The organism is Rhizobium ruizarguesonis (assembly GCF_017357285.1).
GTDB classification, from domain to species: domain Bacteria; phylum Pseudomonadota; class Alphaproteobacteria; order Rhizobiales; family Rhizobiaceae; genus Rhizobium; species Rhizobium ruizarguesonis.
The window spans coordinates 369,461-396,456 of sequence record NZ_CP071678.1 but is presented as its reverse complement, the minus strand read 5'-3'; the positions used below and the strand labels follow the sequence as shown (position 1 = coordinate 396,456).

The 26,996-nt window shown below is 61.8% G+C and carries 26 protein-coding genes and 2 pseudogenes; 16 read left to right on the top strand and 12 right to left on the bottom strand.

The genetic code is table 11. The features are described 5' to 3' along the window. Positions 1 to 19 precede the first annotated feature (19 nt). From J3P73_RS01910 to J3P73_RS01900, 3 genes are all read left to right on the top strand, one after another. On the top strand, positions 20 to 307 hold the full coding sequence (locus J3P73_RS01910) for a DUF1330 domain-containing protein (RefSeq protein ID WP_003544731.1): 288 nt from the start codon (positions 20 to 22) through the stop codon (positions 305 to 307). A 112-nt stretch (positions 308 to 419) separates the two neighbouring features. Further along, on the top strand, positions 420 to 1,400 hold the full coding sequence (locus J3P73_RS01905) for a complex I NDUFA9 subunit family protein (RefSeq protein WP_207579741.1): 981 nt from the start codon (positions 420 to 422) through the stop codon (positions 1,398 to 1,400). A gap of 285 nt (positions 1,401 to 1,685) precedes the next feature. Continuing rightward, entirely contained in the window at positions 1,686 to 1,838 is a 153-nt protein-coding gene (locus J3P73_RS01900) for a hypothetical protein (RefSeq protein WP_003544729.1), read from the top strand. A 246-nt stretch (positions 1,839 to 2,084) separates the two neighbouring features. On the opposite strand, the gene J3P73_RS01895 is transcribed toward J3P73_RS01900, so the two are convergent. Continuing rightward, on the bottom strand, positions 2,085 to 2,882 hold the full coding sequence (locus tag J3P73_RS01895) for an undecaprenyl-diphosphate phosphatase (RefSeq protein ID WP_024322236.1): 798 nt from the start codon (positions 2,880 to 2,882) through the stop codon (positions 2,085 to 2,087). A gap of 232 nt (positions 2,883 to 3,114) precedes the next feature. Here J3P73_RS01895 and J3P73_RS01890 point away from each other — a divergent pair, with 232 nt between their 5' ends. The 3 genes from J3P73_RS01890 to J3P73_RS01880 are packed head-to-tail and all read left to right on the top strand — an operon-like array spanning position 3,115 to position 5,846. Beyond that, complete coding sequence (locus tag J3P73_RS01890; protein WP_003544722.1) at positions 3,115 to 3,807, top strand: glutathione S-transferase family protein; 693 nt, start codon at positions 3,115 to 3,117, stop codon at positions 3,805 to 3,807. Between the two features lie 12 nt (positions 3,808 to 3,819). Beyond that, positions 3,820 to 4,974 (top strand): tRNA epoxyqueuosine(34) reductase QueG, encoded by a 1,155-nt coding sequence (queG, locus tag J3P73_RS01885; RefSeq protein ID WP_130791989.1) that lies wholly within the window; start codon positions 3,820 to 3,822, stop codon positions 4,972 to 4,974. Then, positions 4,974 to 5,846 (top strand): SDR family oxidoreductase, encoded by an 873-nt coding sequence (locus tag J3P73_RS01880; protein WP_075225624.1) that lies wholly within the window; start codon positions 4,974 to 4,976, stop codon positions 5,844 to 5,846. Before queG ends, J3P73_RS01880 begins: the two co-directional genes overlap by 1 nt. A gap of 228 nt (positions 5,847 to 6,074) precedes the next feature. Here the strand turns inward: J3P73_RS01880 and J3P73_RS37415 are convergent, their stop codons facing one another. Continuing rightward, entirely contained in the window at positions 6,075 to 6,410 is a 336-nt protein-coding gene (locus J3P73_RS37415; RefSeq protein WP_226532197.1) for a hypothetical protein, read from the bottom strand. On the opposite strand from J3P73_RS37415, the gene J3P73_RS01875 reads away from it, so the two are divergent. From J3P73_RS01875 to J3P73_RS01850, 6 genes are all read left to right on the top strand, one after another. Continuing rightward, a complete protein-coding gene (locus J3P73_RS01875) occupies positions 6,310 to 6,615 on the top strand; it encodes a septal ring lytic transglycosylase RlpA family protein (RefSeq protein ID WP_205931220.1) in 306 nt (101 codons plus the stop codon). The two genes, J3P73_RS37415 and J3P73_RS01875, sit on opposite strands and share 101 nt — an antisense overlap. A gap of 143 nt (positions 6,616 to 6,758) precedes the next feature. Then, on the top strand, positions 6,759 to 8,048 hold the full coding sequence (locus J3P73_RS01870) for an RsmB/NOP family class I SAM-dependent RNA methyltransferase (RefSeq protein ID WP_207579740.1): 1,290 nt from the start codon (positions 6,759 to 6,761) through the stop codon (positions 8,046 to 8,048). Positions 8,049 to 8,333: 285 nt separating this feature from the next. Continuing rightward, complete coding sequence (locus J3P73_RS01865) at positions 8,334 to 9,608, top strand: imelysin family protein (RefSeq protein ID WP_075225621.1); 1,275 nt, start codon at positions 8,334 to 8,336, stop codon at positions 9,606 to 9,608. A gap of 47 nt (positions 9,609 to 9,655) precedes the next feature. Further along, positions 9,656 to 11,194, top strand: coding sequence for a di-heme oxidoreductase family protein (locus tag J3P73_RS01860; protein ID WP_027689506.1), 1,539 nt, complete (start codon positions 9,656 to 9,658; stop codon positions 11,192 to 11,194). Beyond that, the gene (locus tag J3P73_RS01855) at positions 11,194 to 12,294 is read left to right on the top strand and encodes an imelysin family protein (RefSeq protein ID WP_024322243.1); all 1,101 of its coding nucleotides are present in this window, start codon (positions 11,194 to 11,196) and stop codon (positions 12,292 to 12,294) included. Before J3P73_RS01860 ends, J3P73_RS01855 begins: the two co-directional genes overlap by 1 nt. A gap of 4 nt (positions 12,295 to 12,298) precedes the next feature. Further along, positions 12,299 to 13,378 (top strand): DUF1513 domain-containing protein, encoded by a 1,080-nt coding sequence (locus J3P73_RS01850; RefSeq protein ID WP_130791985.1) that lies wholly within the window; start codon positions 12,299 to 12,301, stop codon positions 13,376 to 13,378. Positions 13,379 to 13,394: 16 nt separating this feature from the next. Here J3P73_RS01850 and J3P73_RS01845 read toward each other — a convergent pair whose 3' ends face one another. Beyond that, positions 13,395 to 14,471: a DUF2252 family protein gene (locus J3P73_RS01845; protein ID WP_130687060.1), complete on the bottom strand. Its 1,077-nt coding sequence runs from the start codon at positions 14,469 to 14,471 to the stop codon at positions 13,395 to 13,397. A gap of 294 nt (positions 14,472 to 14,765) precedes the next feature. Here J3P73_RS01845 and J3P73_RS01840 point away from each other — a divergent pair, with 294 nt between their 5' ends. Together J3P73_RS01840 and J3P73_RS01835 are read left to right on the top strand one after the other, a co-directional pair. Beyond that, positions 14,766 to 15,215 carry a PaaI family thioesterase gene (locus J3P73_RS01840; RefSeq protein WP_003544704.1) on the top strand — a complete coding sequence of 150 codons (450 nt, stop codon included), beginning with the start codon at positions 14,766 to 14,768 and terminating at the stop codon, positions 15,213 to 15,215. Further along, positions 15,212 to 15,850 carry a 5'-methylthioadenosine/S-adenosylhomocysteine nucleosidase gene (locus tag J3P73_RS01835; protein ID WP_207579739.1) on the top strand — a complete coding sequence of 213 codons (639 nt, stop codon included), beginning with the start codon at positions 15,212 to 15,214 and terminating at the stop codon, positions 15,848 to 15,850. Before J3P73_RS01840 ends, J3P73_RS01835 begins: the two co-directional genes overlap by 4 nt. A gap of 72 nt (positions 15,851 to 15,922) precedes the next feature. Here J3P73_RS01835 and J3P73_RS01830 read toward each other — a convergent pair. From J3P73_RS01830 to J3P73_RS01810, 5 genes and pseudogenes are all read right to left on the bottom strand, one after another. Then, positions 15,923 to 16,064: pseudogene (locus J3P73_RS01830) on the bottom strand (transposase); the annotation flags it as partial. A 118-nt stretch (positions 16,065 to 16,182) separates the two neighbouring features. After that, positions 16,183 to 16,335 carry a TetR family transcriptional regulator C-terminal domain-containing protein gene (locus tag J3P73_RS01825; protein ID WP_231528617.1) on the bottom strand — a complete coding sequence of 51 codons (153 nt, stop codon included), beginning with the start codon at positions 16,333 to 16,335 and terminating at the stop codon, positions 16,183 to 16,185. Positions 16,336 to 16,642: 307 nt separating this feature from the next. Next, positions 16,643 to 17,425: an ATP-binding cassette domain-containing protein gene (locus J3P73_RS01820; protein ID WP_024322247.1), complete on the bottom strand. Its 783-nt coding sequence runs from the start codon at positions 17,423 to 17,425 to the stop codon at positions 16,643 to 16,645. Continuing rightward, positions 17,418 to 19,673 carry an ABC transporter permease gene (locus tag J3P73_RS01815; RefSeq protein WP_024322248.1) on the bottom strand — a complete coding sequence of 752 codons (2,256 nt, stop codon included), beginning with the start codon at positions 19,671 to 19,673 and terminating at the stop codon, positions 17,418 to 17,420. The genes J3P73_RS01820 and J3P73_RS01815 overlap by 8 nt, the downstream gene beginning before the upstream one ends. A 102-nt stretch (positions 19,674 to 19,775) precedes the next feature. Then, positions 19,776 to 20,858 carry a substrate-binding domain-containing protein gene (locus J3P73_RS01810; protein ID WP_024322249.1) on the bottom strand — a complete coding sequence of 361 codons (1,083 nt, stop codon included), beginning with the start codon at positions 20,856 to 20,858 and terminating at the stop codon, positions 19,776 to 19,778. A gap of 284 nt (positions 20,859 to 21,142) precedes the next feature. Between J3P73_RS01810 and guaA the strand changes: the two genes are divergently transcribed. Next, positions 21,143 to 22,705: a glutamine-hydrolyzing GMP synthase gene (gene guaA / locus J3P73_RS01805; RefSeq protein WP_020052549.1), complete on the top strand. Its 1,563-nt coding sequence runs from the start codon at positions 21,143 to 21,145 to the stop codon at positions 22,703 to 22,705. A gap of 109 nt (positions 22,706 to 22,814) precedes the next feature. Here the strand turns inward: guaA and J3P73_RS01800 are convergent, their stop codons facing one another. Both J3P73_RS01800 and J3P73_RS01795 read right to left on the bottom strand, forming a co-directional pair. Next, complete coding sequence (locus tag J3P73_RS01800) at positions 22,815 to 23,345, bottom strand: dihydrofolate reductase family protein (RefSeq protein ID WP_024322250.1); 531 nt, start codon at positions 23,343 to 23,345, stop codon at positions 22,815 to 22,817. Positions 23,346 to 23,549: 204 nt separating this feature from the next. Continuing rightward, entirely contained in the window at positions 23,550 to 24,431 is an 882-nt protein-coding gene (locus J3P73_RS01795; protein ID WP_075225617.1) for an AraC family transcriptional regulator, read from the bottom strand. 288 nt (positions 24,432 to 24,719) lie between these two features. On the opposite strand from J3P73_RS01795, the gene J3P73_RS01790 reads away from it, so the two are divergent. After that, complete coding sequence (locus J3P73_RS01790) at positions 24,720 to 25,211, top strand: GNAT family N-acetyltransferase (RefSeq protein ID WP_024322252.1); 492 nt, start codon at positions 24,720 to 24,722, stop codon at positions 25,209 to 25,211. 106 nt (positions 25,212 to 25,317) lie between these two features. Here the strand turns inward: J3P73_RS01790 and J3P73_RS01785 are convergent, their stop codons facing one another. Both J3P73_RS01785 and J3P73_RS01780 read right to left on the bottom strand, forming a co-directional pair. Further along, positions 25,318 to 25,863: a YbhB/YbcL family Raf kinase inhibitor-like protein gene (locus J3P73_RS01785; protein ID WP_075225616.1), complete on the bottom strand. Its 546-nt coding sequence runs from the start codon at positions 25,861 to 25,863 to the stop codon at positions 25,318 to 25,320. 46 nt (positions 25,864 to 25,909) lie between these two features. After that, positions 25,910 to 26,755: pseudogene (locus tag J3P73_RS01780) on the bottom strand (helix-turn-helix domain-containing protein); the annotation flags it as partial. Between the last annotated feature and the right edge of the window lie 241 nt (positions 26,756 to 26,996).

Here is a 26,996-nt window from a genome sequence, read left to right as displayed (position 1 = left end):
CGACAAAAGGGATAAGACCATGGCCAAAGGATACTGGATCGCCCGCGTCGACGTTCGCGATGCCGAGCGCTACAAGGATTACGTGGCGGCGGCCAAGCCGGCCTTCGAAAAATATGGCGCAAATTTCCTCGCGCGCGGCGGCGCCTTCACCGAGCTCGAGGGCAAGGCGCGCGTCCGCAACGTAGTGATCGAATTCCCCTCGATGCAGCATGCCGTCGACTGCTATAATTCGCCCGAGTACCAGATCGCCGCGAAAATCCGCCAGGAAGTCGCGGATGCGGAAATGGTCGTCGTCGAAGGCGTCTGAGCGCGGTCACATCCCAAAAAACTGATGGCGTGATGGGCCTTCCCGTCGCGCCGGGATTCGGCTAAGACGAGAGCCAATCAAGCATCCCGCAAAGCCTTTCGAGGAGCCTGCCATGACCCTTGCCAACCTGCCACCGCTCGTTACCGTGTTCGGAGGGTCGGGCTTCGTGGGCAGGCACGTGGTTCGGGCGCTGGCCAAGCGCGGTTATAACATCCGCGTCGCCGTGCGCCGTCCCGATCTCGCCGGCTTCCTGCAGCCGCTCGGCAATGTCGGCCAGATTTCCTTCGTGCAGGCGAACCTGCGTTATCGAAGCTCGATCGACCGCGCCGTCGACGGTGCGAGCCACGTCGTCAACTGCGTCGGCATTCTGCACGAGACCGGCCGCAACACCTTCGACGCCGTGCAGGAATTCGGCGGCCGCGCGGTTGCCGAAGCGGCGCGCGGCGCGGGTGCGACGCTGACGCATATTTCGGCGATCGGCGCCGACGCGAAATCCGATTCGGACTATGGCCGCACCAAGGGCCGCGCCGAAACGGCCATCCTCTCGGTCAAGCCCGATGCGGTGATCTTCCGTCCGTCGATCGTCTTCGGACCGGAGGACAGCTTCTTCAACAAGTTCGCCAAGATGGCGCGCATGTCGCCGATCCTGCCGCTGGTCGGCGGAGGCAAGACGAAATTCCAGCCTGTCTATGTCGAGGATGTCGCCGAGGCCGTCGCCCGCGCCGTCGACGGCAAGGTCGCCGGCGGCAAGGTCTACGAACTTGGCGGGCCTGAGGTGCTGAGCTTCCGCGAATGTCTCGAGACGATGCTGAAGGTAACGTGCCGCAAGAACCCGCTGGTATCCCTGCCCTTCGGCATCGCTTCGATGATCGGCAGCATCGCCTCGATGATCCCCTTCATAACGCCGCCGATCACGCCGGATCAGGTGCGCCTGCTGAAGCGCGACAACATCGTCTCCAGGGAAGCCGAGGCGGAAGGCCGCACGCTGAAGGGCCTCGGCATTGCGCCCACCATGGTGGCATCGGTGCTCGGCTCCTATCTCGTGCACTATCGTCCGCACGGCCAGTACACCGGCACCGGCAAGGCCGCCTGAGCATCTTTTCCAGACGATAAGACTTGGCCGTCTGCGGATGCCGCGGGCGGCCTTTTGACGTTGCCGTGTCCCGCAAAGCCCGGCGCAAGTTTGAAGTGTTCTGGTGCTCGGCATATTCAGCAGCGTTGCATAAAAGACGCATCGGAAATTTTGTGGAATTAACGCCAAATTTAGCAGGAACGATTATTGCTATTTGTCATTCCACTGACTACCAAACCCGCGCGTCTTCCAACGGACTCAACGCCTGCGGTCGCGTGCGGCAATCACTGTGAAAGGCATTTCTCGATGGGCAAGTCAATCGCGCTCCTGTTTGCGTGTGCGGCGCTGGTTATCCTTGCAGGCTCTTTCGTTGCGCCCGGTTCGGTCGCGGCGGTAAAGGGCGATTGCTCGCCGGCCTACGGCGTCGATCCTTGCTCGACGGCTTCGATCATCCATTGACGAAAAGCCCGGCGCCTGCGCCGGCATCCTGCTTAAAGCAAGCAGCCGATCGGAACGCCTGAAACAGGGCGCCTCGAGATCACCGCTCAGTCTCGTCTGCTTCAAAACGGCGGCGGGAGCGTATCCCCTCAATGACCAACTGAAAAAATCGGCGCCTTGCCGGTAATCGGATGCCTGTTTGTGCGGTCCGACGGGGCATTTGCATTCGCGCCGTGAGTTGCGCGAATGCAATGCGGGACGGATGTCTCAGGCAATCAAACCGGTCGCGGCCATGCCGAGCAGCAAGACACCGAGAATGATGCGGTAGATGGCAAACAGCGTAAACCGGTTGCTCCTGATATAGGCCAGCAGCCATTTGACGGCGATGAAGGCAACGATCGTGGAGACGACGAAGGCGATGCCGAGCGCCGTCCAGTCTTCGCCCGCCGCTCCGCCATCCTTGAATGTCTTCAGCAATTCATAGCCGCTGGCGGCGTACATTGTGGGTATGCCGACGAGAAAGGCGAATTCCGTCGCCGCAGCACGGTTGCCGGTGCCTGCCAGCATAGCGACGAAAATCGTGGCGCCGGAGCGCGAGGTTCCCGGGAAGACGCCGGCAACGATCTGGGCGATGCCGACCAGGATGGCGACAAGCCAGGTGATCTCTTTATGGGGCGGTCTGCGGGCGGCGGCCCATTCGGCAAAGATCATCCAGATACCGCCGATGATGAGCGCCCAGGCGATCGGTGTTGCGGTCTCCGGAAGTTCAAAGCCGAGCTTCTTGACGACCAGTCCGAGAATGGCGGTGATGAGAAAGGCGACGATCAGCTTGGCGGCGTAATCGCGGTTGACGGGATCGCGCCAGCCAAGCACCAGATCCAGCAGACGACGCCAGTAAATGATGGTGACGGCGAGGATGGCGCCCGCCTGAATGACGATGTTGAACATATCCGACCGATGTCCGAGCCATTGCTCGGCAATGATCAGGTGGCCGGTGCTCGAGATCGGCAGGAACTCGGTGATCCCCTCTATGACGCCGAGAATTGCAGCATTTATATAATCCATACATTGTCTCCGGTTTAAAGTTCGGTCGAGCCTGAGCGCTTGGGCCGATCAGGCTGCCGCTTCCATTCGTTCGTTAGACCGTGTTTCGCCATTATCAGATGGCCTGAAAAATCCGATTCGCTTGTGTTGGCGGGGCCAAGCTCCTATAGCTTCAACCAATGAGTCATGACTAGGGCGCTATAATCGAGCTGCCACACAGTCCTGTAACAGCAATCACAAAGCCCGAGTATCGATGCCCACGCTTTATCATCATCCCATGTCATCCGCATCTCGCTTCGTCCGGCTGATCCTGGCGGAATACGGCTATCAGGCGGACCTGATCGAAGAGCAGACATGGGAGAAGCGCCGGGATTTCCTGGCGCTCAATCCGGCCGGTACGCTGCCGGTCTATGTCGACGACAGCATGCGCGCGCTCTGCGGCGCGAGCGTCATTTCCGAATATCTGGACGAGACGCATGGCGTCTTGAAGCGCGACCGGCGACTGCTCGCCGAAGACCCTTTCCAGCGGGCGGAAATCCGCCGGCTGACCGAATGGTTCATGCAGAAGATGGAAAACGATGTGACCAAGCCGCTCGCCCGCGAGCGTGTCTATAAGTTGCAGATGACCGCCGATCAGGGCGGCGGAGCGCCGGATTCGAAGGTTTTGCGCACGGCCCGCGCGAATATTCGCCAGCATATGCGCTATCTCACCTGGCTTGCCGGTTCGCGTCAGTGGCTGGCGGGCGAGCGGATGAGCTATGCCGACCTTGCCGCCGCGGCCTCGATCTCGATCCTCGATTATCTCGGCGAGATCGAGTGGGCGGATTCGCCCGTCGTCAAGGACTGGTACCAGCGGCTGAAGTCGCGTCCCTCCTTCCGGCCGATGCTGACCGAGCGCGTGCGCGGCCTGACACCGGTTTCACACTATGCCGATCTGGATTTCTGACGAGGGCTCTTCATGCCCGAACCTGACAATGACGACAAAGAGCGCCGCCGCGACAATTTGACCGAGTTCGTCCGGGCGGAATCTGCCGCCAAGGGCTTCGATCTCTGCCGCATCACGCGCCCGGATGCGATCCCGCAAGCGAAGGAGCGTCTCGGCCAGTTCATCGATGCCGGGCGCCACGGGACCATGGACTGGATGGCGGAGACGCGCGACCGGCGCGGCGATCCGCGCACACTCTGGAGCGAGGTGCGCTCCGTCGTCGTCTTCGGCCTCAATTACGCCCCGGAAGAAGATCCCCGTGCTATCCTCGACAAGCCGGATAAGGCAGCGATTTCGGTCTATGCCCGCAACCGCGATTATCACGATGTCATCAAGGGCCGGCTGAAGGAGATCGCCACGCGCTTTGCGGCGCGGGCGGGCGCCGATGTGAAGGTCTTCGTCGATACGGCGCCGGTCATGGAGAAACCGCTGGCGGAGGCAGCCGGACTCGGCTGGCAGGGCAAACACACCAATCTCGTCAGCCGCGTTCATGGCTCCTGGCTGTTCCTCGGCACGATGTTCACCACCGCCGATCTTGCCGTCGACGCGCCGGAGACCGATCATTGCGGCTCCTGCCGCGCCTGTCTCGACATCTGTCCGACGGCTGCCTTCCCGGCGCCTTACCAGATCGACGCGCGGCGCTGCATCTCCTATCTCACTATCGAGCACAAAGGGCCGATCGACGCCGATTTGCGCGGGCTGTTCGGCAATCGCATCTATGGCTGCGACGACTGTCTTGCCGCCTGTCCCTGGAACAAGTTCGCAAGCTCCGCCTCCGAGATGAAGCTCAAGGCGCGGGAAGATCTGAAGGAGCCGTCGATCGCCTTTCTGCTGACACTCGACGATGCCGCCTTCCGTACCTTTTTCAGCGGCTCGCCGGTGAAGCGGATCGGCCGCGACCGCTTTATCCGCAACGTGCTGATCGCCGCCGGCAATTCCGGCGACAAGGCGCTCATCGGGCGCTGTCGCGGGCTTTCGGAGGATCCCTCACCCGTGGTGCGCGGCATGGCGGTCTGGGCGCTTTCACGGTTGATGGAGGCTGGCGAATTTGCGGCCTTTGCCGCACAAAGGGCAGACGAGAGAGACGACGACGTATTGAACGAATGGCGATTGGCGGGAGTGGGCTGATGCATGTGATGATCTTTGGTTGCGGTTATTCCGGCACGGCAATCGCCAAGGCCTTTGCCGGCGACGGCGTGCGGGTTTCCGGCACCACGCGCTCGCCTGACAAGATGGATGCGCTCCGCGAAAACGGCATCGAAGCATTCCTTTTCGACGGCGAGACCATGGAAGAGGGGCTGCGCCGGGCTTTGGACGGCGTCACCCATCTGGTCCAGTCGATCGCCCCTGGCAAGGCCGACCCGCTGCTGCGGCTGCTTGACAAAGACGGCGCACGCCTGCTGCCGAAGCTCGAATGGATCGGTTACCTCTCCACCGTCGGCGTCTATGGCGATCACCAGGGCGCCTGGGTGAGCGAGGAAACGCCGTGCCTGCCCGTTTCCGGCCGGTCGACGGAGCGGCTCGAGGCGGAAGAGGGCTGGCTGGCGATGGGCCGGGAGCGCGGCGTGCCGGCGGCGGTGTTGCGCCTTTCCGGCATTTATGGGCCGGGCCGCAACGCCTTCTGCAATCTGGACAAGGGCACGGCGCGACGGCTGATCAAGAAGGACCAGGTGTTCAACCGCATCCGCGTCGAGGATATCGGTGCGGCGACACGCTTCCTGTCGGAGCACGGCCTCGGCGGCATCTATAATGTCACCGACGACCGGCCCGGCCCGCCGCAGGATGTGATCGTCGAGGCAGCCCGCCTGATGGGCGTCGAACCGCCGCCGGAGCAGGCGTTCGAGACCGCCGAACTGACGCCGATGGCGCGCACTTTCTACGGCGAGAACAAACGGGTTTCGAATGCGAAACTCAAGGCGGCCGGCTTCGCATTCTCCTTCCCGAACTATCCTATGTCGCTTGCGCAATTGTGGCAGGATGGACGCTGGCGTGGGGAGTAGAACTCAGTCCTGTTTGCGACGGATACGCTCACCCAAAATGAGTAGGAAATTCCTACTTTCCCGCTTTGGCCGGACAATTTTCGCCGCATCTTATGGTTAACGGCCTTTGAATTTGCCCAAATGTGGCAGTAAATATGGCGAAATCAGAAAAATATTTTCGCGATTTTCGTGAACGCTATGGCGTTAACCATCCCTTCGGAAAATTCGTTCTGATTTTAACTGATTTTATTAGGTTTTTTCCACGCTTTGGCGCGGCGCGCATTCTTGGAATCCCGACACCACACTCACGAATGTTACAGATTGTAATATTCCGTGAACTGACTCGGCACTTTTTCGCCACTTTTTCACAGATTTAAGCCCCGCCGCCTGCAAGGGCGTGAGTTCAATAGTTGAGGGATACTCTGTTTTGAAGAAAATACGTCGTTCTATTATCGCCGCTGTAACTATTGCAGCCTGTTCTTCCATGCTTCCGGCGGAAGGTTTTGCTGGCAATGGTTGTGGCGGTGCTTCATGGTACGCACTTCGCTCCAAAACTGCTTCCGGGGAACGTATGAATCCTGCCATCTTGACTGCCGCACATCGTTCGCTTGCTTTCGGCACCAAGGTGAAGGTCACCAACCGCAACAATGGCCGCACCGTCGTCGTTCGTATCAACGATCGTGGTCCGTTCATCCGTGGTCGCGTGATCGACCTGTCGCGCGCCGCCGCGCAGAATATCGGCATGGTCAGCTCCGGCACTGCGAAGGTCTGCTACCAGGTCGTCAGCTGAGGCCGCCACTGACTGCGCCGGAAGCGGCGCTTGCTCTTGCCGTCAATCGCGGTTACCACCCGGTTGAGACTTGTGAACAACGACTGCGTGACACTCGCGTTTGCGCTGATCGTTCACACGCCACGGCAATAGGAGACATATGAATGCGTCTGGGCGGCCGCCTCGAAGGGGCGATTTCTGTGCTCGCGGACATCGATGCCCGCAAGCGGCCCGTCGCCGACGCGCTGAAGGACTGGGGCCTCGCGCACCGCTTCGCCGGCTCCGGCGATCGTGCTGCGATCGGCAATATCGTCTATGACGCACTGCGCATGCGGCTTTCCCATGCCTGGCTGATGGATGACGACAGTCCTGCTGCCATTGCCCATGCCGTCATGTTCCGCCAATGGGGTTTCACACCTGACAGTCTTGCCACTGAGCTGGCGGACGACAAGTTTGCGCCGGCGCCGCTTTCAGCCGACGCTGTTGCGGCCTTTCAAAGCCGCTCGCTCGATGATGCGCCGCCGCATATCCGCGGCGATATTCCCGAATGGGTCCAACCCTCCTTCGAACAGGCCTTCGGTGCCGCCTGGCTTGCCGAGGCACAGGCGCTCGCCGCCCGCCCGACGCTCGATCTGCGCGCCAACAGCCTCAAGGCCTCCCGCGACAAGGTCGTCAAGGCGCTCGAAAGAGCCAACGCGCATGCAGCGAAGATCGCCCGCTACGGCATCCGGATTGCCGCTGGCGAAGGCGCCTCGCGTCTCCCCAACGTGACAGCCGAGCTTTCGTTCCAAAAAGGCTGGTTCGAAGTTCAGGACCAGGGATCGCAGATCGTCGCCGACCTGGTGCTGGCCAGCGATGGCGAACAGGTTCTCGACTATTGCGCCGGCGGCGGCGGCAAGACGCTCGCCATGGCCGCGGCGATGCAAAACAATGGACAGGTTCACGCCTACGACGCTGACCGCAAGCGGCTGGCGCCGATCATCGAGCGGCTGAAGCGGGCAGGCACGCGCAATGTCCAGGTGCATGACGACGCCAGGGCGCTCTCCGGTCTTGCCGGACGCTGCGACAAGGTGCTGGTCGACGCGCCCTGCACCGGCACCGGCACATGGCGCCGCCGTCCCGATACGAAATGGCGGCTGACGGCGAAGAACCTCGACGAGCGCACCGCCCAGCAGCAGGACGCGCTGGCGCAGGCGAGCGGCTTCGTCAAACCCGGCGGCGATCTGATCTATGTGACCTGCTCGGTCCTGCGTCACGAGAACGAGGAACAGGCGCGCCGCTTCACGGCCGCCAATCCTGATTTTCAGATCGTCAGTGCCCTGCCTGCCTGGGATCAGCTGTTCGGAAAGGACGCCCCGCGTCCGCACTCTTCCGACGGCCTGTCGGTGACTTTGACCCCCGCCTCCACCGATACAGACGGCTTCTTCTTCTGTCGCATGCAGCGGAAGGGCTGACGCGACCTAGCGGAGGCCTCCGCAACTGCCGGTTTTTCAAGCAAATGCCGTTCAAAAATGACCGGTTAGCCGCGCCTGTCCATTCTTAAAATCATTCCAAACTAGAGTGTTTGACACCAGTTTGCTTTTGCGCGAAGAGACGGAGCCCGATTACAGCGCCGCGCGTCTTATCAGACGCGCAAAGGACGCTGTAACACTTTGAATCGACGCATCGTGCTTTCCGAAAATCGATTCCGATTTTCGGGCCGATGCGGTAGACGGAAAATCCCGTCACAGGAGAGGATCATGAAGCTCAACACATTCCGCGCAGCCGTGCTGGCGATTGCCCCCGCCGCCCTGCTCGCCCTTCCCGCGCATGCCGAGACCGATGCCGCCGCCGTGGTGAAACACTATGCCGACGTGGCGCATGCGAAATACGAAGACTCGCTGACGACGGCCAAGGCGCTCGACGCCGCGATCGACGCCTTCCTGAAGGCGCCGACCGACGCGACGCTCAAGGCCGCCAGGGAGGCCTGGATAACGGCGCGTGTTCCCTACCAGCAGACGGAAGTCTATCGCTTCGGCAATCCGATCGTCGACGACTGGGAAGGCAAGGTCAATGCATGGCCGCTCGATGAAGGCCTGATCGACTATGTCGATGCCTCCTACGGCACCGAGAGCGACGAAAATTCCCTCTACGTGGCAAATGTCATCGCCAACAAGACGATCAAGATCGACGGCAAGGATGTCGACGCCTCCAAGCTGACGCCGGAATTCCTCTCGGGCACGCTGGCCGAGGCCGGCGGCATCGAAGCCAATGTCGCGACCGGCTATCACGCCATCGAATTCCTGCTCTGGGGCCAGGATCTGAACGGCACGGGTCCCGGCGCCGGCGATCGCCCGGCAACCGATTACGACCTCAAGAATTGCACGCACGGCAATTGCGACCGGCGCGCCGAATATCTGAAGTCCGCCTCCACCCTGCTGGTTTCCGACCTGCAGGAAATGACCGACAACTGGACGCCGGACGGTGCGGCGACGAAGAACGTCGAAGCCGATCCGAAGGCCGGCCTCGTGGCGATCCTGACGGGCATGGGTTCGCTTTCCTACGGCGAGCTTGCCGGCGAGCGCATGAAGCTCGGCCTGCTGCTGCACGATCCGGAAGAAGAGCATGATTGCTTCTCGGACAATACCTATAACTCGCATCTCAACGACGCGATCGGCATCGCTGCCGCCTATACCGGCAATTATACCCGCGCCGACGGCACCAAGCTCAGCGGTCCGTCGCTGCACGATCTGGTGGCCGCCAAGGACAAGGCGCTCGATGCCGAAGTGGAAGGCAAGCTCAACAAGACGCTCGATGCCATGAACGCCATGGCAAAGCGCGGCGAGACGGTCGAGAAGTACGACCAGATGATCGGCGAGGGCAACAAGGAAGGCAATGCGGTCGTCCAGGCCGCCATCGACGGGCTGATCGACCAGACGAAATCGGTGCAGCGCGTTATTGCCGCACTCGATCTCGGTACGGTTCAGCTTGAAGGTTCCGACAGCTTGGATAATCCTAACGCCGTCTTCAAATAAGCAAAAAGGCGGGCCGCTTCGAAAGCCGGAGCGGCCCGGACCCTGAAATGTCGCATGCCCCGGCCCGCCGATTGATCGCCAGCGCAGCGCTCTGCGCCACGCTTGCCGGTTATTCCGTCAGCATCGCCGCCGGTTTCGATCTGCCGACGAAACGCACCGACCTTTCCGAAGCCGATCTGCAACGTGTCGCCGACGTCACCCGGCCGACGGCGGATTTTTCCAAGGCCGAACAATACGAAGCGATGCAGGCAGGAGCGACGACCTCGATCGACCCCGTCACCGAGGACAGCTTCTCGCATATTTCGGCCAATATCCCCTTCGAGGAAGAGCAGAATTTCAAGCTCGGCAACGCGCTCTTCCGCAAGCTCTGGGTTTCCGCTCCCTCCTCGACGCAGGCCTCCGATGGTCTCGGGCCGATGTTCAACGCCCGCTCCTGCATGAGCTGCCATGTCAATGATGGCCGCGGCAGACCGCCGGAGGGAGGCCCGAGCGCCACCTCGATGTTGCTGCGGCTTTCGCGTGCGGCCAGGACGCCGGAGGAAGAAAAGGCGGTTGCGAGTGCTGATGTCGTCAATTTTCCCGATCCGGTTTACGGCCATCAGCTGCAGGACCTCGCCGTTCCCGGCCTTGCTGCCGAGGGGAAGATGGCGATCAGCTACCACGAAGAGAGGGTGACGCTCGGCGACGGCGAGATCGTGTCGCTGCGCCGGCCGAGCTATGCAGTTGTCAATCCCGCTTATGGACCGCTCGATCCCGCGACGACGATTTCGCCGCGTGTCGCCTCGGCGATGATCGGCCTCGGACTGATCGAGGCCATTCCCGAAGCCGATATCCTGGCCCATGCCGATCCGGATGATGCCGATGGCGACGGCATTTCGGGGAAGGCTGCGATCGTGCGCGACCATCGCAGCGGCAAGATTGCGCTCGGACGGTTCGGCTGGAAGGCGCAGAACGCCACGGTGCGCGACCAGAGTGCAGATGCCTTCGCCAACGATATCGGCATCTCGACGCCCGATCAGCCGAATGCGCAGGGCGACTGCACCAAGGCGGAAGAAAAATGCCTTGATATGCCGACCGGGGTGCAGAAACGGCTGGGCGCAGAAGAAGCGCCGGGTCCCATTCTCGACCTCGTCACCTTCTATTCCGAAAATCTCGCCGTTCCCGCACGGCGCAAGGCGAGCTTCGCCGAGACGCTGCAGGGCAAGCGGATCTTCTACGAAAGCGGCTGCATTTCCTGTCATGTGCCGAAATTCGTCACCCGGCGGGATACGCCTGAAAAAGCACAGTCCTTCCAGCTGATCTGGCCCTATTCCGACTTTCTTCTGCACGATATGGGCGACGGGCTTGCCGACGGACAGCAGGTCGGTCTTGCAAGTGGACGTGAATGGCGCACGCCGCCGCTATGGGGTATAGGACTGACCCGGACTGTCAGCGGACACAGCTTTTTCCTGCATGACGGCCGTGCGCGGAGCCTCACCGAAGCGATCCTCTGGCATGGCGGCGAAGCTGAAAAGGCCCGCAACGCTTTCTCCTCCCTGTCGACAGACGACAGGGCGGCCCTGATTACATTCCTGGAGTCACTTTGATGCGCCTTTGGCACCCCCTGCTCTGCCTTACTCTGATCGGCCTCGCCACATCCGCGGCCGCCCAGACGACCACTCCGCCGGCAGGGCTGAACGAGGATGCCGTTCCCGCCGTCATGCAGCGCGCCGTCGACGAGGTGATCCGTCCCGGCTATCGCAACATGCAGCAATCGGCCGCCCGGCTGACGACGGCGATGAAGGATCTTTGCGCCGACGGCACGCAGCAGACGCTCGACAAGGCGAAGTCCACCTTCGACGATACGATCCGCTATTGGTCGATCATCGAGATCGTCCAGACCGGGCCTGTCATCCAGGACAATCTCTTCGAGCACATCCTGTTTTATCCCGACCGCAAGGGCGTCGGCCTCAAGCAGGTGCAGGCGCTGATCACCAAGGCCGATCCGAACGACGCGACCGTTGACGCGATCGCCGGCAAGAGTGTTGCGTTGCAAGGCCTGACGGCGCTGGAATACGTGCTTTACGGCAATGGCTCCGACGATCTCGTCGGGCAGAAAGGCAGTTTCCGCTGCCTTTACGGCCAGGCGGTCGCCGGCAATATCCAACGCGAAGCCGGCGAAGTCGTCGCCGCCTGGGAAAAGCCCGATGGCGTGCAGGCGAGCTGGAAACATCCAGGCCCGCAGAGCAACGATTTCATGGACAACAAGGAAGCGGTGACGGCGCTGCTCGGCATTCTCGTCCATGGTGCGGAGAATGTCCGCGACCAGCGGCTGGAGCAGTTCTACAAGGGCAAGGACACCGCGCCACGGCCGCGCATGGCGATCTACTGGCGCTCCAAAAATACCTGGAAATCGATGGCCGCCAATCTGGAAGGCCTGCGCACGCTCTGGCAGAAGGCCGGCATGGCCGAGCTTCTGCCGCCGGACAAACAGCCGATTGCCGCCGCGATCGACGAGGACTTCAAATCACTGCTCGACAGCGTGCCGAAGCTCAATCCTGACATCGACGTCGCCACCAGCGATGCGGAGAAGGCCAAGCTCGATACGCTGCTTGCCGACAGCCGCGACCTGATCACCCGGATCAGCGACGAATATGGCGCGGCGATCGGCCTTTCGGCCGGCTTTTCCTTTTCGGACGGAGATTGAGACGATGATGCGAAGTGCCGAGATCGACCGACGCAGTTTCGTCAAGGCAGCCGGCCTCGGCTTCCTTGCAGCCTTGGCGCCGAGGTCGCTGATGGCACTGGAGCGGACCGATGCGGTCTACGCCTCGGGCATTCGAGCAGCCGACGGCTCCTTTGCCGTTGCGACCGTGACCGAGCGCGGTGAGATCGTCGATCAGATGACGCTTCCCGCCCGCGCCCACGGCATGGCCTTCAGCGCCAGCACCGGCAAGACGGTCGCTTTCGCGCGCCGGCCGGGCACCTTTGCGATGATCTTCGATCCGCGGAACAAGGGCGAGCCGATCGCCATCAGTTCGCCAGAGGGCCGGCATTTCTACGGTCATGGCGCCTTCTCTCCCAATGGTCGTCTGCTCTATGCCAGCGAGAACGACTTCGACGGCAATCGCGGCATGATCGGTCTTTACGACGCCACCAACCGCTTCACCCGCATCGGCGAATTCGAGACCTACGGCATCGGTCCGCACGACATGACGGTTTCTGACGACGGACGCCTGCTCATCGTCGCCAATGGCGGCATCGAGACGCATCCGGATTTCGGCCGCACCAAGCTCAATCTCGGCGAGATGCAGCCATCGCTGGCGCTGATCGATGCGGCGACCGGGGCGCTGATCGAAAAACATGTGCTGCCGGCGGAATGGGCGGAACTCTCCACCCGCCACGTCGATCTCGACGGCGCGGGCCGCATCTGGTTCGCCTGCCAGTATGAAGGTCACCGCAAGGATTTGCCGCCGCTCGTCGGCCATTTCGCCAAGGGCGAAGATCTCTCCTTCATCGACCTGCCGGAGGAGACGACGCGCAGGCTTGCCAATTACGTCGGGGCGATCGCCGTCAATCGCAGCGAAGGTCTCGTCGGCATCACCTCGCCGAAGGGCGGCGCCTCGGTGACCATCGACGCTAGGACGGGCAAGATGCTGGCCGAGACTTCCGTTCCGGAGGCGGCAGGCATCGCGCCGGCAAAAAGCGGCTTTGCCGTCTCCTCCTATGATGGCGATTTCCTGTCGACCCGCAGCGACGTCGCCTGGGATCAGCACATCGTACGGATCTAATCACGGAAGTGGAGTTTTAGCCGGCACGCGAATAGGCTTTCTGCTCGGCGCTGACGCTCGATGCCGCGGCCCTTGCCGCCTCGTGCAGCCATTCGTTTCCCCGCGCCGCTAAATCCTTCAGGATGACTGCAACCGCCGCCGCATCGTCGGAATGGCAATTGGCGATCTCGAAGCCCATCAGTTCGAGCATCGTCGGCGAAAGCAGGATCTCGGGGTGCCGGTCGATTTCGATCTTGCAGCTGTTCGGCGAGAGCCGGCGCACGAGGATGCGGCCGGAAACCCGGTAGTGCGGATCGGCTGAGCGCGCCCGCCCATTGGCGATCTCGCTTGCATGGATCACCGCGTCCTGCGGCCTGTGGCGAAGCGACCAGGCGGACGGCAGCAGCGCCTTTGCCTCGCGCAGCACCGGCCCACCCTGCCATTCGGCATAGGCGACGAAACGCGGCCGGCCGAGGCTGCCGGTGCCGCCGCTGCGCGGCTTCGGCACGAAGGGTCCTGCCCCGGACGGCAGCGCGGCGGCGAGCGCCTTGACGTAGGCTGATGGCGGCGGTTTGCTGCCGGGAAGCAACATTTCGTATTTCTCCCAGAATTCCCGGCGTCCGGAATTCGGCAGAATCAACGCCTTGCGCAGCCATTTGTGGTCACGCTCGAGGATGACGGGCAGCGGACTTTCAAGGCCCCTGCGATAGCCGCTCAAGATCAGCTCGCCGATCATGCGAACCGAGGGACCGTCGTCACCGCGCGCCAAGACGGCGCTTGTCGCAAGGCGAACGAGATCAAATGCATAGGGCATCACCGCCGCGTCGTCGAAATCATTGACGCCCCAGACGAGCCGGCCCTCGATATCGCGCCAGGTGCCGAAATTCTCCAGATGCGTATCGCCGATCGCCAGCACCTCTGGCGCGCCTGTGAGTTCCGGGCAGATATCGAGGATGATCTCGCACCAGCGCCAATAGGTGGCGCGCAGGAAGACGAAATCGTCGCTCCGCATCTTCTCATGCTTCTCCCGGAGATCGTCCTTGACGAGATCGTCGCCGAGTTGACCGGCGAGCCAGGTCTCGAAATTGCGGACCGATTGCGATATCGTCGTCATGCCGCCGGCGCTCCATCATTTCGCGACCCGTGCGGAGAATACGCGTGCCGCGCGAAGCTGCAATCGTCTTCGCATCGGATCGCCACAATCCGGCAGTACTGGCCAGCGGTATTGGCCAGCAGTACCGGCCAGCGGTACCGGCCGGCTGTACCGGCTTGTACGGCGACGGAAGGTGAAAGGTTGCCCCGGCGACACGGTCCCGGGTTTCCATCGGCGCCCGGACCGATTTCAGCAATGTCCAGCTTGTCGAATGCGGCGCGCCATGCCACTTTCGCGGCTGCAAGAGGGGCAGACATGAGCGAGACTGACAGGGGCGATTTCCGCGCGCGAATCCGCCGTAATTTTGCGCGGCAGGCGGCGATGGAGACGATCGGCGCGGAGCTGACGCGCGTCGAGCACGGGGTCGTCGAGATCGAGCTGCCTTTCGACGTCAAACTGACACAGCAGCACGGCATCCTGCACGCAGGCATCATTTCCGCAGCGCTCGATTCGGCCTGCGGCTTTGCCGCCTACAGCGTCATCGACCCGGAAGCCTCGATCCTGACGATCGAGTTCAAGGTCAACCTCATGTCGCCGGGGCGCGGCGATCGTTTCCTGTTTCGCGGGGAAATCACCAAACCCGGCTCCACCATCATCGTCGCCGACGGACGAGGCTACGCGATCAGCGACGGGCCGGCCAAACTCATCGCCTCCATGACCGGAACGATGATGGTGATCCGCGGTAGAGAGGGCATTACAGGATGAAGTTCGAACTGAAATCGGTCGCGGGGAAATCCATCCTTTTCGTCATGGCGGCGGAGGCCGAATACGGTCCCTTCCTGCGTTCGCGCATCGAACCTCTGATGACCGGCGTCGGCCCGGTCGAGGCAGCCATCGCGCTGAGCAAGACATTGGCGCGGCTGGATGCCGTCGACGACCTGCCCGATCTCGTCGTCTCCCTCGGCTCGGCCGGCTCGGCGAAACTGGAGCAGACCGAAATCTATCAGGTGACCTCGGTTTACTACCGCGACATGGACGCCTCGCCGCTCGGCTTCGAAAAGGGCAAGACACCCTTTCTCGACCTGCCGGCAACGCTCGAGCTGCCGCTGCGCATTCCCGGCATTGCCGAAGCAAGCCTTTCCACGGGGGGCAACATCATCTCGGGCGCCGCCTATACCAATATCGACGCCGACATGGTCGACATGGAGACCTATGCGGTGCTACGGGCCTGCCAGGGCTACAAGCTGCCGCTGATCGGCCTTCGCGGCATTTCCGACGGCGCCGTCGAGCTGCAGCATATTTCGGGCTGGACCGAATATCTGCACATCGTCGACCGCAAGCTCTCCTATGGCGTCGACAGCCTGTTCACGGCGCTGGAGGATGGGGTTTTCTGGTTCTGATCCCCAGAATGGATCGTGTCCCGGCAGGTGGTGTAGGGGTCGGGAGATAGCAAAGCAGAGTGCCGGGGACACGATCTGAACGAGCGTCGAGCGCAGCCTCGGGTTGCCTGATTTCGACACTCCCTGCTCGTGATCGACTTTCCTGCTGCCAGGGTGTCGGTGCCAACCCTGCATAGGCGGCAAGTTGGCGCCGGTTGTCGACGTGGCGGGACAATCAACTCGGTTACATCCCTGCATTTCAAGAGCTGACAAAAAGCACACTGCTAAAGCGGGCGCCTTCCCGAAAGTGAGGACCCGACTGCGAAAGACGATCGCCGCGGTGGTCCCACTCGCTATCGCGCGTCGTCCTTACTATTGCCCTTCGATTGTGGGAGGCGATATCGCTGCAGAAACGTCCGGAGCGTCTCCTCTACAACGTCCTCGGCGGCTAAGGGCAGGCCTTCGCGACCGATCATCCAGGGCCACAGAGATGGCTCGTTCAGCATCCCTATGAACTGGTGAGCCGCAAGCAAAGGATTGCGGCAATCCAGAATGCCCAGGCTGCAGCTCCAGGATCCTCCTCGCGACGTTCGTCAGCCACGCCTCTCCGAAACAAGCCGTTTCTGACCGGCGCTTGCTCAGGAACGTCTTTGCACTGTGAACCTCTTCAGGGCCGCGAGCGTTTCCGGGCTGACATGTTGCTCCATCGGCGCCGGTCGTGACCCCACCTGCGCGTCGAATTACGATCGACAATCAACATGATGCGTTTCACCAGACCGGTGTCAACCTTCGCTTCTGATTCACAGTGGCTATTCAAATGGGCCTTGCCTCATCGGCTGTCAGCGCGCTCTCCCGCGTGCCGGAAACGATAATCTCCAGCACTTCATGCTCGTCGGTGTTCTTGATGTAACGATCGCCGACATACTCGCCGCGCTTGAGGACCATGACGCGATCGCCCACGGCGAAAATATCGATAAGGCGGTGTGAGATGATGATCTGGGCAACGCCCTGCCTCTTCAGTTCCAGCATGGTTTCGAGCAGCCGTTCCGTCGCCATCACGGAAAGGTTGGCGGTCGGCTCGTCGAGGATCACCACGCGCGGATCGAACGAGATTGCCCGCGCGATCGCGACGGACTGCTGGCGGCCACCCGACAGGCTTTCGACCTTCTGATAGACGGAATTCACGTCGACCTTGAGCCGTTTCAGCACGCTGTCGGCTTCCGCATACATCTTCCGCCTGTTAACGAAAGGGCCTTTGAGCGGCCAGCGGCCAAGGAAGATATTCTGGCCGACATCCATGTTGCCGCAGAGCGCGAAATCCTGGTAGATCATCTCGATGCCGACGTCGCGGCTCTCGTGCGGGCTCTTGAACCGCACCGGTTGCCCGGCAACGAGGATATCGCCCGCATCGCGCTGATAAGCGCCGGTCAGGATCTTCATGAGCGTCGATTTGCCGGCGGAGTTGTCGCCGACCAGGCCGAGAATCTCGCCAGGATAAAGCGTCAGATCGACCTTTCGAAGCGCCTGCACGGCCCCGAAGGCCTTTTCGATGCCCCGCATTTCCACGATCGGCGCGGATGGCGTCGCGTCAGCCATGACTGCTCTCCCGTGCTTGCGCGCCTCTTGCAAGGCGGGTTCGCAGGCGCCCGAAAATATTAGCCTGGCGCACCCATATGTCGATCAGCACCGCGACGATCAGGATGACGCCGATGAAGACGTTGATCCAGTGCTGCGGCATGCTGAACCCCTGGACGTTGAGTTGAAGCAGCGCCCGGACGAGCGTGATGACGGCGGCACCCGCAAGCGAACCGATCATCGTGCCGTAACCGCCGAAGATCGATCCGCCGCCGATGATGACGGAAGCGATCGCATCGAGCTCGCGAAACTGGCCGGCGACCGGGTTGAAGCTGCGAAAATAGGCGACGTTGATGATCCCGGCCATGGTTGCGCAGAGCGCCGACAGCATGAGCGAGATGAAGCGCACGCGGTTGGTGTTGATGCCGGCATAAGCGGCGGCGCGCACGTTGCCGCCGGCCGCACAGACCTTCAGCCCGAACGGCGTATAGGCAAGCATGATGCCAGCGATCACGGCAATGAAGAACATCCAGATCGTCTGGACGCTGACGACCTCGGCCACCGCGCGAACGATCCCCGGCGGCAATGCAAGGCCGAAATGAAGGAGAACGTCGTTCACCTTGCGTCCGAGCAGGTTGTAGCCCTCGGGCCAGCCGGTCAGCTGCTGTCCCGCGACGAACCAGGCGGCGAGCCCTCGGGCAATGTAGAACATGCCGAGCGTGGCGATGAAGGCAGGCAGTTTGAAGCCGACGACGACCATGGCGTTGACGGCTCCGGCGGTCATCCCCGCAAACAGGCCCATCGTCACGGCGGTGAGCGGATCGGCGCCGAGCACCTTCAGGAAATAGGCCGCGGTGCTGCCGGCAAGGGCAAGCACCGCGCCGACGGAGAGATCGATATCGCCGGCTGCGATGACATAGGTGAGCCCGACGGTGATGAGGGCCAATTCGGTGTAATTGAGCAGGATGGCAAAGGTGTTGGGCAGGTTCCACCAGTAGTCCGGCCTGAGCACGAGGCCCGTCAGCCACAACACGACGGTCAGGATGATGGCCAGTGCGTCGCGGCGGGCAAGAAACTTGCCGAGCCCGGTGGCAGACAGCGCCATGTCGGCCGCCATCGCTCCCTTGGTCTGCACACCTTCGATCGCCACGCCGCCCATCTCGTAGGCCGGCGGGGGTGGCCGGCCGCGCAGCCATGCCCATAGCCGGGCCGCGACCTGGCGCCGAATGAGTAAGGGCTCGATCAGCACGGCGATGACGAGAAGCAGACCCAGGAAAACCAGAACGGCGCCTGCCGGCAACGTGAACTTGGCGCCGACCGAGACGTTTTCACCGTCGATCACGACGATGCGGGTGATCGGCCATCCCTCGCGCAGCACCTTGTCGATCAGCACGACGACCGCGGCACCCAGGCAAGACCCGATCACGCGCCCGCGCCCGCCAAGGATCGATGCTCCGCCGATGACGACCGATGCGATGACGGTGAGTTCCCAGCTGACACCATAGAGGGGGGTGACGCCCTTGTCCTGCGCGGCCGACAGGAGAGCTGCAAGGGTCGCGCAAAGCGAGGAGAGCAGATAGGCGCGAATGCGCACCCAGCGCGTGCGAATGCCGGCATAGGCCGCCGCCTGCTCGTTTCCGCCGGTGGCGAAAGTCTCATAGCCCCAGCGGGTCTTGGCAAGCACATAGGCCCCAACCATGGCGATGAGGAAGAAGATCGCGATCTGGTTGTTGAAGCCGAGGATATTCGTCTCGCCCAGGTGGAAGAACAGCGGATGGTCTTTCGCCTTGTCGGAGTAATAGATTGCCTGGCCATGCGTCAGCGCCAGCACGAAACCGCGGCCGATGAAGAGGATCGTCAGCGTCGCGATGAAGGCCGGCACTTTCAGGACGGTGACGAGCACGCCGTTGATCAGGCCGATCGCCGTGCCCAGCAGCACGCAGAGGAGCACCGACTGGATCACGCCGAAATCGAGAAAGCTCGGGGCAAAAAGCCTGGCGAAGACGACGGCGACCAGGCCGTATGTCGAGCCGACCGAAAGATCGAGATCCTTGTTGGCGATGACGAACGTCATTCCGACCGCGATGATCCCCACGCGGGACGTATCGCGCAGCAGCGCGTGAAGGGCTTCCGTCGATCCGAAGAAGGCCGGGTTGACGATGGCCCCGCCGAAGTAAAGCAGCCCAAGGAACAAGAGGAGTCCCGCCTCCCAGCCGCCGACGAGCTGGGGTGGCGCACGGCCGAGCGATGTCGTCGTGGAGGGCTCCATGAGTTTCTACCGACCAAATGCGTTTCTACCATCCGATCCTTGCTGTCGTTTGGCGGGGAGGCTCGCGCCCTCCCGCCACAATTTCAGGCGTCGCAGACGAAATCAGTTCTCGAAGCGCTTGCCGACCTTGGCGACGTTATCCTTCGTCACAAGCTGGGCGCGCGTGTCGAGATTGGCAGCCGAAATTCCGCGATCGATCTGGAGATAGAGCTGCATGACGGGCCAGAAGCCCTGCAGGAAGGGCTGCTGGCCGAGCGAGCCGGTCAGATTTCCCGCCGCGATGCCTTCCTGCTGTGCCGGGCCGAGATCGAAACCAAAGGCGCAGAACTTGCCGGTCTTCCCCATCTGGGCAACCGCCTTGACCAGCGGCGGCGTAAAGACGTTGTTGGCCGTGAAGGCGCCGACCACGTCGCCACGGGACTCGAAGAGCGAAACGAGTGCGTTGACAGGGTCGTTCGGGTTCGTGTCGATGCCGACATTCTCCGGGCCGGCGTCAACCTTGAAGGCATCGAGCTTGCCGGCATTCTTCAACGTCTTGACGATGGCATTGAAGGCGGCGGTGACACGGTTGTTCACCTCGATATTGCCCATCGCGGTGGAGGACGGCAGCACGATCGAGCCGCTGGCAGCACCACTGGCAATCACGCAATTTGCGAGCGCCTCGCCGCCGATTGCCGCCGCCGACGCATCCTGGCCGGTGTGGCTGATCGCGCTGCGGTGCAGGATGGTGGCGTCGAACGAGTTGGTCGTCGCGATCGGGATGCCGGCCGCCTCGGCAGCCTTGACGATGTCGTTATAGGCGCCGACCTGCGGCGTCGTCATGATGATGCCGTCGATGGTCGGGTCCTGAACGATCTGGTTCAGGATCTCAATCTCGCGGGCGGGGTCGTCCACCGGCGATTCCGAACCGAGCAGCAATATCTTGGCACCGATCATGTTGCCGGCGACGGTCGCGCCGACATAGACAGGGTCGAAGAAGCCATTGCCTGCCGTGTGCGTCACGATCGCGAAGGTCAGATGACCGTCAGCCGAATGGAAATCCTTGGTGCCGGGGGCCTCTTTTGCGGCTTCCTCGAAGTTATAGCCGCCAACCGCTTTCTCGACGCCGCCCGACTGCGCAAATGCATGCGAGACACCGAGCGACAGTATCGCGGCCGATGCCGCGTAGAACAATACCCGCCTCATGATTGGTCCTCCCTTGAAACCAAGGGAGGAAAGCCGTTCGGGCGCAATGTATCGAGAGTGGGCCGAAGGATTATCCTCCCATTCTCTAATATTCCGCGCAATTCTGGTTCAAGTAAACCGCAAACCCATCGTACTTGTGAATTTTTCGCTTTTGGAAGCGTCCGATAACCGTCTTTGAATGGCAGGTGACAGGTTGGTGGGGTCGGGACAATTGGAACAATAAAAACCTGATGCCGCCGATTTCCCGGATTGCCAGGCGAGGCGCTTTTCATTAAAGCCTCGCCATGACCCAGACAGCACATCCCGACTCCGTTCTCATCGTCGATTTCGGCAGCCAGGTGACCCAGCTCATCGCACGACGCGTGCGCGAGGCCGGCGTCTATTGCGAGATCGTCCCCTTCCAATCGGCCGAAGAAGGCTTCCACCGCCTGCAGCCGAAGGCCGTGATCCTATCCGGCAGCCCGGCTTCCACGGTGGACGAGGGATCGCCGCGAGCGCCTCAGATCATCTTCGACAGCGGCCTGCCGGTGTTCGGCATCTGCTACGGCCAGCAGACGATGTGCATGCAGCTCGGCGGCAAGGTCGAGAGCGGCCATCACCGCGAATTCGGCCGCGCCTTCCTCGATGTCGACAGGGACTGCCAGCTGTTCGAGGGCCTGTGGTCCTCCGGCTCGCGCCACCAGGTCTGGATGAGCCATGGCGACCGCGTCACCGCGCTGCCGGATGGTTTCGAGGTGGTCGCCACCTCCTCAAACGCGCCCTATGCCTTCATCGCCGACGAGAAGCGCAAATATTACGGCGTGCAGTTCCACCCGGAAGTCGTGCATACGCCTGATGGCGCCAAGCTGATCGGCAATTTCATTCACAACATTGCCGGCATCAAGGGCGACTGGTCGATGTCGGCCTATCGCCAGAAGGCGGTCGAGCAGATCCGCGCGCAAGTGGGCGACAAGCGCGTCATCTGCGCGCTTTCGGGCGGCGTCGACAGCTCCGTCGCAGCCCTCTTGATCCACGAGGCCGTCGGCGACCAGCTGACCTGCATCCTCGTCGACCACGGGTTGATGCGCAAGGACGAGGCGGCCGGCGTCGTCGCCATGTTCCGCGAGCACTACAATCTGCATCTGTTGCACGTCGATGCCGCCGATCGCTTCATTGGCGAACTCGAGGGCGTCAGCGATCCGGAAACCAAGCGCAAGATCATCGGCAGGCTGTTCATCGAGACCTTCGAGGAAGAGGCAAAGAAGCTTGGCGGCGCCGATTTCCTCGGCCAGGGCACGCTCTATCCCGACGTGATCGAGAGCGTTTCCTTCACCGGCGGCCCGTCGGTGACGATCAAGTCGCACCACAATGTCGGCGGTCTGCCGGAGCGCATGAAGATGCAGCTCGTGGAACCCTTGCGCGAACTCTTCAAGGACGAGGTGCGCGCGCTCGGCCGCGAACTCGGCCTGCCCGACAGCTTCATCGGCCGCCACCCCTTCCCAGGCCCCGGCCTTGCGATCCGCTGCCCCGGCGGCATCACCCGCGAGAAGCTGGAGATCCTGCGCGAGGCCGATGCGATCTATCTCGACGAAATCCGCAAGGCCGGCCTCTACGACGCCATCTGGCAGGCCTTCGCCGTGCTGCTCCCCGTCCAGACCGTCGGCGTCATGGGCGACGGGCGCACCTATGAATTTGTCTGCGCATTGCGCGCCGTCACTTCCGTCGACGGCATGACGGCCGATTTCTACCACTACGACATGGAATTCCTCGGCCGCGCCGCGACCCGCATCATCAACGAGGTGCGCGGCATCAACCGCGTGGTCTACGATGTTACGTCGAAGCCGCCGGGCACGATCGAGTGGGAGTGAAGGGGAATAGCGCCGGAGAAGTTCGCCACCGGAGCGGGCTGTTTCCGTCGCTTTGGCCCCAAGCCAAGACCAGACTTTCACGGCGATTTTCATCTGGCGAGTCCCGAGATCAAGCCGGAACGTAGGTCAACCTGATCACATCCTCGCCAATCCGGTCATGAGCCATCAGGCGGAGCGGCGGCCGGGGTCCGGCGAAATATGGCTTGCCGTGACCGATCACGACGGGGTGCAGGTAGATTCGATACTCATCGATCAGGCCAAGTTCGGTGAGGCTTCGCGCCAAATTGGGGCCGGCAACTTCGATCTCCCCGTCGCGTTCCGCCTTCAGCTCGCGGATTGCAGCCTCAAGATCTTCCCCAACGAGCCTGGCATTGGGACCGACCGACGTCAACGAGCGCGAGACGACCCATTTCGGCTGGTTCCGCCACGCCGCCGCGAAGGCCTGTCGCTCTGCATCCCATTCAGGATGTTCATCGTCCCAGTAACGCATGACCTCATACATCTGGCGACCGTACACACTGCCCGCCTGCCGCTGAGCCTCTTCGATGAAGTGGCGGAAGAGCGTCGGGCCTGGCGCAAACGCCATATGATCGACGTAGCCGTCCAGGGACTGGTTCATTCCAAACACAAGTCTAGCCATACTCACTTCCTTTCCTTAGACGGCATTTCCGCACAGGTCTGCTTGCATTATGCAATCGGTTGGAAGTTAGCTCAACTGATTTCATATCGCAATTGGTTTTGCGCATAAATCCGCGACCTGATGGTCGCCAACCGGCCGGCCTGGGGTGGACAACGGCCTGTCCGCTTCCAGCGATCAGAATGGACAAGCCGTCATCACAGGGCGCTATTTCAGCGGCAGAAACAACTCCGCCACCGCCTCATGCTCCGCCACTTCCGGGAAGAAGCTCAGCCGCTGGCAATAGATCGGGAAGTCGCGTGCTGCCTCGCCGCTGGCCGGAAGCCAGTCGCGATAAAGGTAAAGCGCGGCGGGCTCCAGATTGTCGGTGTTGCCGACGACGCGCAGCACCGCGCAGCGTCCGCCAGGGATCTCGCCGGCTTTGATCTTTTCGCCGTTCGCCTCGATCGGTTGGTCGGTCCCGACACAAAGGTCCACGCTATAATCGGCAGGCGACTGAGGACGCCGCTCGGATCGCCAGACGTTGAAGGTCGGACTTGTCCTGGGGTGCAGGCCGGCGGCCTTGCGCCACGCGATGAACCGCTGGATGGTGGCGCCGAGCGTCGCAGGGTCGCCCCGATGCTCCATGATCGCCACCGGCGTGGTGGGCACATTGCGAATTATCACGTCGTCAGCGGTAAAAATCTTCTGCATGAGCTTGCTCCTTGCATTGTCGAGAGGCCCGAAGGCGGCAAGCCACGGCTCCCAGTCGGGAGACTTCCGGAACGACGAAGGCGATTGACCGAACCGTTGCCGAAAGGCGCGGGCGAAGGCATCCGGTGCGTTGTAACCGGCATCCATCGCTATATCAGTGACGCGTTCTTCGTCCCTGTAGGCCAGCCGGTATGAAGCGCGCTTCATGCGGGCAAGCCTGACATAGCGATGCACTGACAATCCGAAGGTCGCCATAAACTGCCGGTGGAAGTGAAACTTCGAGAAGGCTGCGACGCCGCTCAGAACGTCAAGATCGAGATCGTCATCGAGGTGCCGATCGACATAATCCAGCACTCGCTGCATCCGCTCATGATAGTTCCGAAGCGCTGCTGTCATTCGTCTTGGTCTCCGTGGCAGCTCAAACTAGATTCCTTCGGCAACGCAGCGCTCGACCGATCTTGCGGTTTGGCATGGATCAGCCGGCGTGCCGCCCGATCGGACCATCTTGCGATGCTCGCCCGGCGCTGTTATTCGCATTTCCGTCTTAGAGGAGAATGCCTTTGTTTGCCGTCGCAACGATCCAGAACTCACCGGCTGCGGCGGTAGGGATGAAGGCGCACGGCATCGTGACCGAGACCTGATCCTCGCTCTATCGCTCGGCCTTTAACGCGCCAATGCTGGCGCATGTCTAATGTCGAGAAGACTATGATTATCGAACTAAAGTCTCATGATTTTGAAGCGCTGCTGAAGGGCATCGCGCCTCGTCATCTGCGCCTTGTCCAAGACAGCGCGATTGCGCCTCCTGAAGTACTGGCGATGTTGAACCGCATCGCGGCTGACATCGGCGCAGAATTATCGCCGTCGGCCTGGATGATCGTGGAGGATGGCGAGATCGTCGGCCTGTGCTCCATCGTTCGGGTTCCACAAGATGGAAACATCCATATCGGCTATGGGGTTGCGCCTTCGCGCCAAGGCCGTGGATGCACCACGCGGGCCATAGGGCAGTTGCTTCAGTGGGCGCGGAACGACCCTCGCGTGGCTCTGGTCTCTGCGGAGACCCGCGTCGACAACATCGCGTCACAGCGTGTTCTTGAACGCAATGGCTTTGTCCAAATCGGCGAGCGGGTCGATGCTGAAGACGGTCCGTTGATCTGCTGGCAAGCAATGACTGCCTAGGTTTTACAGGCCAGAGAAGCCCGCACAGGAAACGGTCGGCCGAGGTTCAGTCACCTCGGCCGGCCGTTGTCATAAAGGGAATGACGACTACGATCCGAAGCCGGCTTCAGCGGCCGTAGGTGACCTCGACGGAGGCCTTGGCGAGCGTATTGGCCCTGACATAGAAGCCAACCATGGCAGCCGGCGCGGTCTCGGGAAGCGGGAGCTTGTCGACCGAGAGCGCGTAGACGGTGAACTGATAGTGGTGCGGCTGATCGCCGGCCGGCGGGCACGCGCCGCCATAGCCTGACATGCCAAAATCGGTGCGACCTTCGACGGTGCCTGCGGGAAGCTTTTTGTTACCGCTGGCGCCGGTGGCGATCTCCGAAGCATTTGCGGGAATGTTGAACACCGACCAATGCCACCAGCCCGAGCCTGTGGGAGCATCCGGATCGTAAGCCATGATGGCGAAGCTCTTGGTCGCCTCCGGCGCACCCGACCAGGTCAGCTCCGGCGAGATGTTCTTGCCGGAGCAGCCGAAGCTGTTGAAGACCTGCGCATCGGCCATGGACTTGCCGGCGACCAGATCCTTCGAGGTGAGCTTCATTTCGGCCTGTGCGGCCGTCGCGCCGAAGACGGATGTGGCGAGAAGTACTGCTGTGATGAAACGCATGCTGTTTTCCTGCGGTTGATAATGCAGGAAAACTACCGTCACCGAGCATGGCATCTGCCCCGCTACGCTCAACTTCTGCCCCGATCCGCTCAAAACGCTCGGAGCCGCCCCGCACATGGCGTGGATTGACGCCAAACCGCTCTTTGAACCGCGCCGCGAATTGAGACGGGGAGTCGTAACCGACCTCAAGCGCAACCTGCGCCATCGGCAGTGTGGTCGTCTGGATGAGCCCCAAGGCGCGGTTCATCCTTGTATCGCTCAGGATCTCACTGAAGCCGGTATTCTCCGCAGCCAGCTTACGCCTGAGCGTCGCTTCGCTCATGTTGAACGAGCGCGCCGCGTGCCCCAGCGTCCAATCAAAGGCCGTATCACTTTCGATCATCTGCCGCAGCCGGTCCTCGAGCCGAGGACTTTGGCATTGACCCAACACCGCTCCACAGAGCGCAAACCAGGTGATCAGTTCCATCAAGCGAGCCTTGGCAATCGCGCCGGGAAGCCTCGTCAGATTGCCGGGCTGACAGCAATAGTCAAACAATGCCTCGGCTTCCTCCGGCAGGCTGGAGGTGCCTGCCGGCACAGGCCTCGATGGAACAGCGATCGATCCCATTCTGATATAGGCTTCCTCGAAGAGCGGTCGCGGAACGGGAAGCGCCAGGGTCTGATACTTCTGCGGCGCTTTGGGAATGTTCTCCATCGTCAACGGTCTGTAGTCGGGCAGCAAGCCATAGGCGCCTGCCTCGAGGCGCAAAGCCTTGTCATCTGCCATGACAATCTTCGTTCCCGATTGCACCTGTATCAACAAGGGGCTCGTATTGACGAGACGATAAAAACAGGCCCGCCCGCCCTGGCGGATCAAGGCCCTGGTCGGAATGGGAAAGACCTCGTCGAGCATATGTTCTCCGACAACAGGATGGATGTTCGTGGGGCTCCGGCTGCCCGGCCGTGAGACTGAAGCCATGATCGGTAGAACCGGCATGAAGACGCCCGCCTCGCCCCACCGATGCCTTGAGGATCGGGAATACCAAAACCGCGTGTGATGGGCAATCTTGAGCGTCATCTAGGTGTTCGAAATCAATGGGTGCGGCATTATCTTCGCAACAACAGCCGCTTCGCATCGTTGATCTGCTTCACAA